Below are 12,379 nucleotides of genomic sequence, written 5' to 3'. Positions count from 1 at the left end.
GATTTTGATAGTGCTCCGCTCTTGCCGTTTTGCCACATTCGTCTCACATGAGTAAGGAAAAGTCGCGACACAATCGTGTCATCTCATAATCAGACTTGTTTGGAGTTGTTATGCCAAAACGTCCCTCTATTTCCTTTAGTGAATTTTCAGCGCCGCAAAAAGGCGTCAGCATTGTACTGGTGGCCAAGGGTGGAGGCTTTTCGGAAGAGGCGGGACAGGCCGTTGGTGGGGCGGAAAAAATAACCCGGATCATCGAAGTTTCCGGCTTTTCCGGTGCTTTAGGCAAAACTGCTGAAGCAATTGAGACTTCTGACAGTGGCATCGACAAGATTGTTCTGGTTGGCACTGGTGAGCCGGGCGAACTTGGTAATGATGACTGGATCAGGATTGGCGGCGCGGCATTTTCGCGAATCGGTAAATCTGAACGGGCCACGGTAACGCTCGCTTTGCCGGAAACGACCATCGCTGGTGATGAAGCCGCTGATGTGGCGCTTGGTATGATTCTCCGTTCTTATGAATTCAAGCGTTACAAGACCCGCAAGAATGAAGAAAATGGTGAGCCCAAACACGCCGCCAAAGTCCAGATTCACGTGGCCGACACCCATAGCGCCAAGAAAGCTTTTGAAGTTGCCGAAGCTGTTGCTGATGGCGTGATTAAAGCCCGCGATCTGGTTAATGAACCTGCCAATATACTGGGCCCGGTCGAATTTGCTGAAGAGGCAGAAAAGCTCCAGAAGCTTGGCGTAAAGGTTGAAGTTCTCGGCGAAAAAGAAATGAAGAAGCTTGGCATGGGCTCACTTCTTGGCGTTTCGCAAGGTTCGCCTCGTCCGCCTCGTCTTGTCATTATGGAATGGCAGGGAGCAAAGGCCAAGGAAAAGCCGGTTGCTTTTGTCGGTAAGGGCGTGGTCTTCGATACGGGTGGCATCTCGATCAAGCCCGCTGCCGGAATGGAAGACATGAAAGGCGATATGGGGGGAGCTGCGGCAGTGACTGGCCTGATGCGCACCCTTGCAGGCCGCAAGGCCAAGGTTAACGCCATTGGCGTGATCGGCTTGGTGGAAAACATGCCCGATGGCAACGCACAGCGTCCGGGCGATATTGTTACCTCAATGTCCGGCCAGACGATTGAAGTGATCAATACGGATGCCGAAGGCCGTCTCGTGCTGGCAGATGCGCTTTATTATACCAATGATCGTTTCAAACCGCAGTTTATCATTAATCTTGCCACGCTGACTGGGGCTATTCTCGTGGCGCTCGGCACCCATCATGCTGGCCTGTTCTCCAATGATGATGAACTGGCAGACCAGCTTTATGAGGCGGGTCAGTCGACTGGTGAAAAGCTGTGGCGTATGCCGCTCGGCAAGGAATACGATAAAATGATCGATTCCAAATTTGCCGATATGAAGAATAGCTCTGGCCGTTATGCAGGCTCGATTACGGCAGCACAATTCCTCAAGCGCTTTGTTGGCGATACCCCTTGGGCGCATCTTGATGTTGCCGGAACGGCCATGGGATCACCAACCAATGAATATAGTCAGACATGGGCTTCGGGTTATGGTGTCCGTCTTCTGGACCGTCTCGTTCGCGATAATTTCGAGAGCTGAAACTGATTCAGAAACAATACATTGTGGCGAAGAGGTGAATCACTTTCTTCGCCACGCTGGTTGAGTTAAAGAAAGCATATGGCTGAAATCCTCTTTTATCATCTGACGGAATCGACACTGGATGAGGCTCTGCCGGGACTTGTGGAGCGTTCAATCTCGCGCGGCTGGCGTGTGACTATTCAGGCGGTAACGGAGGAAAGACGTGATTCTCTGGACAATCTTCTGTGGACGTTTTCGGATACATCTTTTGTGGCCCACGGTGCTGATACGGAACCATATCCCGAACATCAGCCGGTTTTGCTGACCACATCTCAAGCCAATCTGAATGCGGCAACGGTCCGCTTTCTCGTTGAGGGGGCGGCACTTGATGATGCTGGCCAATATGACCGGCTGGTTGTCATGTTTGACGGTCATAATCAGGAACAACTGGAACACGCCCGTGCGCAATGGAAGGCTTTCAAAACGGAGAACCATGATTTGACCTATTGGCAACAGAATCAAGATCGCCGCTGGGAGCGTAAAGCCTGATGCGTGCCATTTTTGTTGCTATGATCATTGCTGGTTTCAGCTTGGCACTTGGCTATCCGTGGTATATGCGCCATTTTACAGGCGATGAAATTGGCCGCTGGTCGCTGCTTGAAAGCCGTCAGACTGATTTCATCACGCAGGAAATCAAACTTGATGCCAGTGATGCACCCGTGCGCATATTTCTCGATGCCACACCATTGCCGGGTTACATTCCAGCCGAACGCCGTTCAGCGATAACTCTGGCTGTCAGTCGCGATGGTTTTCCTGTTCTCTCACAGGGAATGGATTTTGCTTCCAACAGCAGCTCGATTAATACAGATCGTCCACAGGATGGCACTGTGTTGCGGCAGAGTGCGGGCGATATTGATCCTGTATTGTCCGGAACATATGCCTTTCGTGCTGTTCGGGGCAATACGGATGGGCTGCAACTCTCAAAGCTTGATCTTGTACTCAGGCGCGGAGCAGAAGAAGCAGACGAGACCTATACGACAATTGGTCTCGTGATTGGCGTGCTTGGCGTTTATGCCCTGATGCGCACACGCATTCGTCGCCCTGAGGTTTAGTCAGCCACCTGAGGTTTACTTGATCATTGCCTCTTCATATTTGGAAGACATTTCCAGCCATTGGTCTTCAGCTCTCGCAAGCGCTGATTTGGCGTCACTCATTTCTTTATTGATACGGATCGCTTTTTGCGGTTCCTTTTCATAAAGAGCGGGGTCTTCCAGTTGCATCATGAAACCTTGAATCTGTTTCTGCAGTTTTTGCATCAAGCTCTCGGTTTCTTTGATCTTTTTGAGCAAAGGCGCAAAGGTTTCACGCTTCTGGGCAGCAAGCTTGCGCTGTTCTGCCTTGTTGATCTTCGGGCCTTCATCGCGTTCTGAAGTCTGATCACCCTTGGCGTCATTAAGAACAATCTGACGATATTCATCAAGATCACCGTCGAAGGCTTTCACACCGCCCTCGCGCACAAGCCAAAGCCGTTCCATCGTTGCTTCGATCAGGTGACGATCATGCGCAATCAGGATGACTGCGCCGTTGAATGCGTTGAGAGCGTGAACCAATTCTTCCCGGCTATCAATATCAAGATGGTTGGTTGGCTCGTCGAGGATCAGCAGGTTCGGGCCGTGAAAGGTCGCTAGCCCCATCAGAAGACGTGCCTTTTCGCCACCAGAAAGATCTCTGGCAGGGGGCAGCATTTTTTCGGTCGAAAGTCCCATCTGGGCAACGCGTGCGCGAGTTTTTGCTTCCAGCTCACCCGGCATGAGTTTGCGCACATGCTCGATAGCATTGTCTTCGGGAATCAGATCATCCATCTGATGCTGCGCAAAAAATGCCACTTTCAGATTGGGTGAAAGCGTTAATGTGCCTTTTTCGGGCTGCAACCGTCCGGCAATAAGCTTGGCGAGTGTCGATTTACCGTTACCGTTTGAACCGAGCAACGCAATGCGATCATCATTGTCAATGCGCAGCGTGACATTGCGCAGCACAGGTTTGCCCGGCACATAGCCCACATCTGCATTATCGAGCGCGATGATTGGTGAGGCGGCTTTCTTTTCTGCATCTGGAAAGCGGAACGGCTGCACATTGCTTTCGACGTAAAGATCTATGGGTTTAAGCCTCTCCAGCGCCTTCATACGCGATTGCGCCTGTCTGGCCTTTGACGCCTTGGCACGGAAACGCTCCACAAAAGCTTCCATGTGCTTGCGATGTGCTTCTTGTTTCACATGCGCTTTTTGCTGAAGCTCCAGCATTTCATGGCGCTGCCGCTCGAACTGATCGTAATTACCGCGCCAGAAGCTGATTTTCTTCTGGTCAAGATGCATGATCGACGAGGTGGCTGAGTTCAGGAGGTCACGATCATGACTGATGATGATGACTGTGTGCGGATAGCGCTTTACATAATCAACAAGCCACAACACACCTTCAAGATCGAGATAGTTGGTCGGCTCGTCAAGCAGTAGCAGATCCGGTTCAGAGAAAAGTACAGCGGCAAGCGCCACACGCATTCGCCAGCCACCGGAGAAGGCGGACGCCGGACGGCGTTGCGCTTCCGTGTTGAAGCCGAGGCCTGACAGGATCGCACCTGCACGCGCCTCTGCCGAATGTGCATTGATATCGGCAAGTCGCGTATGAATTTCTGCAATGCGATGCGGATCACGCGCAGTTTCGGCTTCCTCAAGAAGACTGCTGCGCTCCTTATCCGCTTTAAGGACGATTTCGATCAGTGCATCTTCCGTACCGGGAGCTTCCTGTGCCACCTGACCAATGCGCGTATTTTTAGGCAGCGAGATATTGCCAGTCTCGGGCGCAAGGTCTCCGGTGATAACGCGAAAAAGCGTGGATTTTCCAGTGCCGTTACGGCCAACAAAACCCGTCTTCGATCCCGCTGGCAGTGTGACACTGGCGTGGTCGATCAGGAGGCGTCCGGCGATGCGTACAGAGATATCGTCAAGAATAAGCATGGTGATAAGGCTTTTGCACGGCTTCCAATATTTGCGCAAGTATCAACTGATTGAATATCAGGCGAAGCGGCGTCCTGTTTCACTGCGCTGAAAGCGAATGAGATCAAGCGATGGCGCATCTGCACCCAAACGGGTAAGTGCTGCATGTATTTGTCCGCGATGATGCGTCTGATGGTTGAACAGATGCGCAAGGGCAGGTGCAAGACGCTGGCTGATCGTTCGTACATTGGTGGCTGTCATATAGGTGAAGCGTCCGGCAAGCTGTATGGCGTTCAAGCTTTCGACATAGTTGCAGATGCGTTCATCTTCAGCATTGCGCATCTCGCGCAGCTTTATAAAATCATCGGTGATAATGCTATCAAGCTGGCCCGGCTGGTCGCCTTCGCCGGTAAAGCGCTTCATCCATATACGATCTGCGACAAGCAGATGATTGAAAGTGCCATGGATCGAGCCGAAGAAAAGGCCGAGATTTATTCTGTAATCGACATCGCTCAGATCGGCAGCCGCGCAATAAAGCAGCCCATTGGCCCAGTGATTATAATGAGCGAGCATTTGAAAGTGCTGTTCCATGAGACCCCGCATCTGAATCGAATTTGCATTTATGAAGTCAATTTTTTGTCGTCTCAAGATGATAAGAGGTCTGAGCTGGGAAGCTACCCCTTGGCAATTGAGGCTATCAACGCTATAGAGCCTCACTTTCCAAATTTTCCATCATACCCAAATTTCCATCATACAAGGTGTCAAATGGCAATCGAACGTACTTTCTCCATGATCAAGCCTGATGCGACCCGCCGCAACCTGACCGGTGCCATCACCGCCAAGCTCGAAGAAGCTGGTCTGCGCGTCGTTGCTTCCAAGCGCGTCTGGATGAGCCTGCGTGAAGCAGAAGGCTTCTACGCTGTTCACAAAGAGCGTCCTTTCTTTGGTGAACTGACTGAATTCATGTCGTCCGGCCCAACCATCGTTCAGGTTCTTGAAGGCGAAAACGCAATTGCCAAGAACCGTGAAGTCATGGGCGCAACCAACCCTGAAAATGCAGAACCAGGCACGATTCGTAAAGAATTCGCCCTGTCGATCGGCGAAAATTCGGTTCACGGTTCGGATGCACCTGAAACTGCTGCTGAAGAAATCGCTTACTGGTTTTCAGGTACAGAAATCGTCGGCTAATTGCTGGCAGATCAATTGAAAAAGCCCGGTCGAAAGGCCGGGCTTTTTTGTGTTCAACACTGGAAATTATTAGAGCATGATCCGACCTTCGTTCATCGAGGATCGATAAGATTATGCTTAAGGTAGAAAGAGTTAGAGCGCCGATCTGATTCAATCGGATCGAAACGCGCTCTAAAGACTTTGAGAAAGCCTTGCCAACTCGTCTCCACTTTCATCGATCAGGACGAGCTTTCCTGCATCCAGTTTATATGAGCGTGTTTTACCCAGAGCATCGAGAAATTTGCGTTCCTGATTCATGAGCGCAGGTGGGCATTGCATATAGGTCGAGCCGATCTCACCGAAAGAAATATTGCTTCCGGAGATTGTTGCCTTGCTCATAAAACGGTTGCAGCCGCCTGAACCACTCACACTGCCGTCGGAATCCACCAGCAAAGTGGTTTGCGCGGTATCAACGACACCGCCACCTTGAATATCTTCTGCAAGCCAGTCTTTGCCTTCAATGCCGATAGCAACTGCTTCATCCGCACTTTTGCGAACCATGACGACTTTGAGTTCAATGGGTTCAGTAGGGCTTTTAGGATCAATCGTATAACGTTGATCCGTTACAAACCAAAGCGTATCGCCTGCAACAATACGCGCCTGAAGTGCATAGCTATGACCGGGTTCTATCATGTTCGTGTCATAATTGATCGCGAACATGATCGGCGATCCTTGAGCGGCTTCTATGCGCGTTTCACCAATGATTTTCGATGGTGCGTCTGCAAGCGAGACATCGCTTAGCTGGACGATCAGTCGCGCTTCTGGTGGCAGGGCGATTCTTTCGCGATAGATAACTTTTCCGCTGATTGTTTTTTCAGCGGCAATGCTCGCTGTTGGCATTGATGTCGTCACAAACAGAGCCGCTGCACCGATTGCGCCTATTCCTGCAGTGAGTGCTGCTACAATTGAAAGAGTTTTCGTCAGTTCTTTTAGCATTGCTAATCCGAAACTTTCGTTCCCCCAAACTTTGTTGTTCCGCATTTTGGGCAGCGCTGACAATCCGGTGATTGTTGCAGCGGCTGTTGCCCAAATATGTAAACATTCATCTTGTAAACAATAAGCGCGGCTTCGTGTGAAAATTGTGGCAGCGCGATAATGCACTCTCCAAAATACCCTATATTTTAGGGGGTTAAATAGTTAATTCCAAATTAAATAGAGCAGATAAAATATTTTATCTTAAAAAGAGTTCGTCTGCTGCACGAAGGCCAGTTACTATATTGCTTAGCTTTTTTTCCAGCGCTCACGGCTTTGGTGGTCTTCGGCTTTTGATTCGATCCAGCTACCGGCATTGCCGTCCAGTAAATGCTCGCGTTTCCAGAACGGCGCATCCGTTTTCATGAAATCCATAAGGAATGACGCTGCTTCAAATGCAGCGTGACGATGAACCGATGCCGTGGCAACAAGAATGATTTTTTCGCCGGGTCTGATCATTCCATAGCGATGAATGATCGTGATGCCTGAAAGTGGCCATCGCTTGCTTGCTTGTGCGGCAATGCGACGAATTTCAGCCTCCACCATGCCAGGATAATGTTCCAGTTCAAGGGCTGAAAGTTTTCCGCCTTCATCACGGCACAGCCCGGTGAAGCTGACGATAGCGCCTATATCTTTGCGTCCTTCGCCAAGTCTGCCAATTTCTTCTGCAATGTCGAAATCTGCGCTCTGGACACGAATGAACAGGGGGCACTGGTTGAGCCCATTCATTTCAGCCGCCTGTCATAGGCGGGAAGAGCGCAACTTCATCACCGTCTTTGACGAATTCATTATGTTCTGCATGTTCCTGATTAATGGCTGCACGAATGAGCGTCTGGTGTTCAAACAGATTTTCGTATTCTTCGCCAAGCGTTTTCAGATGCGCGATGAGTTGATCGACGCTGATGATATCACAATCCAGCTCAATGGTTTCCTCACCTTTGCCGATCTTTTCGCGCACCCAGGCGAAGTAAACGAGTTTGACGCGCATAATATCAGTCCATGACGTGCTTGAGGCCGGCGCGGAAATAATCCCACCCGGTATAGAGCGTCAGAATTGCGGAAATCCAGAGCAGGATGATGCCGATTTCAGTTGTAAATGGCAGAATCTTTTCACCCGCAGGCCCAGCCAGCAGAAATGCCAAAGCAACCATTTGTGCTGTGGTTTTCCATTTTGCCAGTCGTGAAACCGGGACGCTGACTTTGAGTTCTGCGAGATATTCACGAAGGCCCGATACCAGAATTTCGCGGCAAAGAATGATGATTGCAGCCCAGAGCGTCCAGCCTGCAATGGTACCATCGGCTGCAAGCAACAGAAGACAGGCAGAAACCAGCAGTTTATCTGCAATCGGATCAAGCATACGTCCAATTGTGGAAGTTTGCTGCCATATGCGTGCAAGATAACCATCGAAGAAGTCCGTGATGCTGGCAATGGCGAAAATTATCAGTGCAGCCCATCGGGATGTATCGCTCGATTGAAGGCGACCCTCCACAAAAAAACATAAAACGACAAGCGGAACAGCAATGATCCGCGCGTAAGTCAGTATGTTTGGCAAGGAGAGAGTGTGATTTTTCCGCATAGTACCGCCGCATTTGTTATATGTGCACCACATCAGGGATGATCAAGAAAATCAACACCTGCTCATGTGTTCTTTTTGGACGTAATGACGCTTCTCGATAATTAGTGACCTAAACCCGGACAAAATTACGTCAACGGTCATGAAAATGATCGTGAATGGTTTTTGCAATAGCCTCTGAAATCCCGTCAATCTGCATAAGATCCTCCACAGCAGCCCGCGATACTGCTTTTGCAGTGCCAAAATGATGCAGCAAGGCCCGTTTTCGTGTGGGACCGATTCCCGAAATTTCATCCAGCGGATTGGCGATCATGTTCTTTTTTCGCCTTGCACGATGCGTGCCAATGGCAAAACGGTGTGCTTCATCGCGCATACGCTGAATGAAGTAGAGAACCGGGTCGCGTGGAGGCAGAGTAAAGGGGCGTTTGCCCTCGACGAAAAAGCGTTCACGCCCTGCTTCACGATCTGCGCCCTTGGCAATACCAATGGATGTGACAAGGTGATTGATGCCAAGTTCATTGAGAATCTGCCGCACCGCGCCAACCTGTCCTTGACCGCCATCGATAAGAATAACGTCCGGCCATGCAGGGAAGGTGTCATTATCTTCTGTGGCAGAAACTGGATTTTCCGTATCCGAGGCTGGTTCGGGCGTGTTGTTTTCTTTGACCAGTCGCGAGAAGCGGCGTTCGATAACTTCACGCATCATACCAAAGTCATCACCGGGTGTGATGTCGGTCGATTTGATATTGAATTTGCGATACTGGTTCTTCACAAAACCTTCTGGTCCCGCCACAATCATGCCGCCCACCGCATTTGTGCCCATGATATGCGAGTTATCATAAACCTCGATGCGACGCGGAATCCTTGGCAGTTCAAAAGCCTCTGCGAGTCCTTTGAGCAGGCGGGCTTGAGATGATGTTTCAGCCAAACGGCGCCCAAGCGCTTCGCGGGCATTGGTCAAGGCGTGATCAGTCAGTTCCTTCTTTTCTCCACGTTGCGGTACATTGACATGCACACGGTGCCCCGCTCGCGAAGAAAGCGCCTCACCAAGCAGTTCCTGATCCTCGACGCTTTCTGAAAGAAGGATGAGTTTGGGGCAGGGCTTGTCGTCATAGAATTGCGACAGGAAGGCTCCAAGAACTTCAGCCGCCCCGAGTGAACTGTCTGCTTTGGGGAAATAGGCCCGATTGCCCCAGTTCTGCCCGGTACGGAAGAAGAAAACCTGAATACAGGTCATGCCGCCATCCTGATAAATGGCGAAGACATCGGCTTCTTCGACTGTTTGCGGATTGATACCCTGATGTGACTGAACATGCGAGAGCGCTGTAAGACGATCCCGATAGACGGCAGCATGTTCAAAATCGAGATCATTTGAAGCTGATTGCATGGCTGCTTTCAGATGATCTTTTACCTTCTGGCTTTTCCCGGAAAGGAAGGCTTTTGCCTCGCTTACAAGCTCGGCATAACCTTCGTCGCTGATCTCATATGTGCATGGTCCGGAACAGCGCTTGATTTGATAAAGCAGGCAGGGACGGGTGCGGCTTTCAAAAACTGAATCCGTACAGGTACGCAACAGGAATGCACGCTGAAGGGCATTGATTGTCCGCGTGACTGCCCCGCCGGAAGCAAATGGCCCGAAATATTCTCCCTTGCGTGTGCGTGCACCGCGATGTTTGAAAATGCCCGGAGCACGATGTCCGCCGCTCAACAGAATATAAGGGAATGATTTGTCATCACGCAGCAGAACGTTAAAGCGTGGGCGCAAACGCTTGATAAGATTCGCTTCAAGCAACAGCGCTTCGGTTTCGGTGCGGGTGACAACAAATTCCATCGTTGTCGTTTCACCGATCATGCGTGTTATACGGTTTGAATGACCAATGCCGCGAGCATAACTTGAAACACGCTTTTTCAGACTGCGTGCCTTGCCGACATAAAGCACATCGCCAGCGCTGTTGAACATGCGGTAAACGCCGGGATTGTTTGGCAGATGCTTGACGAAGGCGCTGATGATATCGGCCCCGCTAAGGCCAGTGGTATCGGGAAGACCATCTGACGAATCCCACTGAATGGAAGCGGCAGCCGAGGCATCAGGCGCTGTTAGCTCAACTGGATCATCATCTGTTTCAGCAGCATCATCGATGACAATATCCGTCAAATCCTGCTCATCATATGATGGCAGGTGCGACATGGAATTATCATTGGCTCTGCGTGGTCCGGTCATTCTTTGATTCCTGCTATATCCGGCGTTTCCCACGCCAGATGCTGGCCACCATCAAGGGCAATCATCTGGCCTGTTACAGAGCGGCTGTTCCAGAAATAGCGAATAGTACGGCCAAATTCGGACAGATCAGGTGCCCGCTCTAAAGGCAGGCGGCTGACTTGCAAATTAAAGTCTTCCAGCTTTTGTCGTTCGCTCGGCAATGTCGGGCCGGGGGCAATAGCATTCACACGAATTCGGGGTGCGAGTGCTTGTGCAAGGGTCTTTGTGGCGTTCCAGAGCGCTGTTTTTGAAAGCGTGTAAGAGAAGAATTGCGGGTTGAGTTTCCATACCCGCTGGTCAATGACGTTGATGATGAGACCCTCCATCGTATCCGGCAGGGCGTTTGCCATCTCTTCTGCGAGGATCACCGGTGTTTTAAGATGGATTGCAAAATGGCGATCCCACAGTTTCATATCAAGGGCACCAACACGGTCATCTTCAAATAGCGATGCATTGTTTACAAGCAGCCGAATCGGGCCGAGCTGTGATGCAGCTTGCGCCAGCAATCTACGGACATCGTTTTCATCTGCCAGATCAGCCTTTACAATACTGGCTTTCCCGCCGTTTGCGTTGATTTGTGCTGCCAGTTCTTCACCTTCATGAATAGAACGATGACAGTGTATAGCCACCGGAAAGCCGTATGCTGCCAGATCCTGAACAATCGCCTTTCCTATACGCCGGGCACCACCCGTCACCAGCACAGGAGAATTTGAAAGCGGTATGGTTTGCGGATTTTCCAACAGGGTAAACACTTTCTTATCGTCATTTATCACTCTGATTCATGCCAGTTTGCCGGAAAAATGCAGCGGAAAATAGAGCATTTGATCGTCATTGCTGACAAAAAACCAGTAAATTCAGTGGTTTCAGCTTCGCAGCATTCTTTCCATTCTGAAATCTGGAAGGACTGCCCTTTCATATAGGTGTGTCATCAGGGCGTTGCCAGAATGCAACATCGCAATTTTGCCACCTTCTTGTCAGGTTCTCTCCACAGAAGGGGGCAGATCGTGCCGCAATTATCCACGATATGTCAGCCCTGTCAGCGTGGCATGAGCGGTTTACTCCCCAAATGCTGCTCACCCGATAAGGGACCGCGCTAAAGATAATTTATTGAAGGAGAATGCAATGCGCACTCTTAAGTCTCTCGTAATCGCCTCGGCTGCGCTGCTGCCGTTCTCTGCAACTGCTTTTGCAGCAGATGCGATCATGGAACAGCCTCCTGTTCCAGCTCCGGTTGAAATGGCTCCACAGTACAGCTGGGCTGGTGGTTACACCGGTCTGTATCTTGGCTATGGCTGGAACAAGTCGAAGAACGAAGTTCCTGGCGGTAACATCACTGTAAAGCCTGACGATTGGAAGGGTGGTGCTTATGCTGGCTGGAACTTCCAGCAGGATCAGTTTGTATACGGTGTTGAAGGTGATGCAGGTTATTCTGCAGCCAAGAAGTCCCGTGATGGTCTGCAGGTCAAGCAGGGCTTTGAAGGCTCGCTTCGTGGCCGCCTTGGTTACGACATGAACCCTGTTATGCCTTACATCACCGCTGGTGTTGCCGGTTCGCAGATCAAGCTTTCGGGCAACAATGATGATGCAAGCAAGTTCCGTGTGGGCTGGACTGCCGGTGTTGGTATGGAAGCAAAGCTGACCGAAAACATCCTCGGTCGTCTTGAATATCGTTACACACAGTTTGGTAACAAGAACTACGATCTTGGCGGCCAGACCGTTCGTGACAAGCTCGATACACAGGATATCCGCGTCGGTATCGGCTACAAGTTCTAA

General features: G+C 50.6%; 13 protein-coding genes. 5 read left to right on the top strand and 8 right to left on the bottom strand.

The window, feature by feature from the left end; translation table 11 throughout:
• Positions 1–110 precede the first annotated feature (110 nt).
• The 3 genes from FHY56_RS04775 to bspB all read left to right on the top strand — a co-directional run bounded on the left by FHY56_RS04775 (position 111) and on the right by bspB (position 2,695).
• The gene (locus tag FHY56_RS04775; protein WP_140904042.1) at positions 111–1,604 is read left to right on the top strand and encodes a leucyl aminopeptidase; all 1,494 of its coding nucleotides are present in this window, start codon (positions 111–113) and stop codon (positions 1,602–1,604) included.
• Between the two features lie 78 nt (positions 1,605–1,682).
• Positions 1,683–2,132, top strand: a complete 450-nt coding sequence (locus FHY56_RS04770; protein ID WP_140904041.1) for a DNA polymerase III subunit chi — start codon at positions 1,683–1,685, stop codon at positions 2,130–2,132.
• A complete protein-coding gene (gene bspB / locus FHY56_RS04765; protein WP_140904040.1) occupies positions 2,132–2,695 on the top strand; it encodes a type IV secretion system effector BspB in 564 nt (187 codons plus the stop codon). The genes FHY56_RS04770 and bspB overlap by 1 nt, the downstream gene beginning before the upstream one ends.
• 15 nt (positions 2,696–2,710) lie before the next feature.
• On the opposite strand, the gene FHY56_RS04760 is transcribed toward bspB, so the two are convergent.
• Together FHY56_RS04760 and FHY56_RS04755 are read right to left on the bottom strand one after the other, a co-directional pair.
• Entirely contained in the window at positions 2,711–4,594 is a 1,884-nt protein-coding gene (locus FHY56_RS04760; RefSeq protein WP_140904039.1) for an ABC-F family ATP-binding cassette domain-containing protein, read from the bottom strand.
• A gap of 57 nt (positions 4,595–4,651) precedes the next feature.
• Entirely contained in the window at positions 4,652–5,164 is a 513-nt protein-coding gene (locus FHY56_RS04755) for a DinB family protein (protein WP_140904038.1), read from the bottom strand.
• A gap of 174 nt (positions 5,165–5,338) precedes the next feature.
• On the opposite strand from FHY56_RS04755, the gene ndk reads away from it, so the two are divergent.
• Positions 5,339–5,761, top strand: a complete 423-nt coding sequence (ndk, locus tag FHY56_RS04750) for a nucleoside-diphosphate kinase (RefSeq protein ID WP_140904037.1) — start codon at positions 5,339–5,341, stop codon at positions 5,759–5,761.
• Between the two features lie 171 nt (positions 5,762–5,932).
• Here the strand turns inward: ndk and FHY56_RS04745 are convergent, their stop codons facing one another.
• The 6 genes from FHY56_RS04745 to FHY56_RS04720 form a co-directional block, all read right to left on the bottom strand.
• Positions 5,933–6,736 (bottom strand): META domain-containing protein, encoded by an 804-nt coding sequence (locus tag FHY56_RS04745; protein ID WP_140904036.1) that lies wholly within the window; start codon positions 6,734–6,736, stop codon positions 5,933–5,935.
• A gap of 285 nt (positions 6,737–7,021) precedes the next feature.
• Positions 7,022–7,501 carry a molybdenum cofactor biosynthesis protein MoaE gene (locus tag FHY56_RS04740; protein WP_140904035.1) on the bottom strand — a complete coding sequence of 160 codons (480 nt, stop codon included), beginning with the start codon at positions 7,499–7,501 and terminating at the stop codon, positions 7,022–7,024.
• A gap of 1 nt (position 7,502) precedes the next feature.
• Positions 7,503–7,760: a molybdopterin converting factor subunit 1 gene (gene moaD, locus FHY56_RS04735; protein ID WP_140904034.1), complete on the bottom strand. Its 258-nt coding sequence runs from the start codon at positions 7,758–7,760 to the stop codon at positions 7,503–7,505.
• A 4-nt stretch (positions 7,761–7,764) separates the two neighbouring features.
• Entirely contained in the window at positions 7,765–8,349 is a 585-nt protein-coding gene (gene pgsA, locus FHY56_RS04730) for a CDP-diacylglycerol--glycerol-3-phosphate 3-phosphatidyltransferase (RefSeq protein WP_140904033.1), read from the bottom strand.
• 130 nt (positions 8,350–8,479) lie between these two features.
• A complete protein-coding gene (gene uvrC / locus FHY56_RS04725; protein WP_140904032.1) occupies positions 8,480–10,567 on the bottom strand; it encodes an excinuclease ABC subunit UvrC in 2,088 nt (695 codons plus the stop codon).
• Positions 10,564–11,376 (bottom strand): SDR family oxidoreductase, encoded by an 813-nt coding sequence (locus FHY56_RS04720; protein WP_376889669.1) that lies wholly within the window; start codon positions 11,374–11,376, stop codon positions 10,564–10,566. The genes uvrC and FHY56_RS04720 overlap by 4 nt, the downstream gene beginning before the upstream one ends.
• A 352-nt stretch (positions 11,377–11,728) precedes the next feature.
• Between FHY56_RS04720 and omp25 the strand changes: the two genes are divergently transcribed.
• Positions 11,729–12,379, top strand: coding sequence for an outer membrane protein Omp25 (gene omp25, locus FHY56_RS04715; protein ID WP_140904030.1), 651 nt, complete (start codon positions 11,729–11,731; stop codon positions 12,377–12,379).

The sequence above is a fragment of the Brucella gallinifaecis genome (assembly GCF_006476605.1).
Lineage (GTDB): Bacteria > Pseudomonadota > Alphaproteobacteria > Rhizobiales > Rhizobiaceae > Brucella > Brucella gallinifaecis.
Note: the sequence above shows the minus strand (reverse complement) of the source record. Positions and strands in the feature narration are given on the sequence as shown.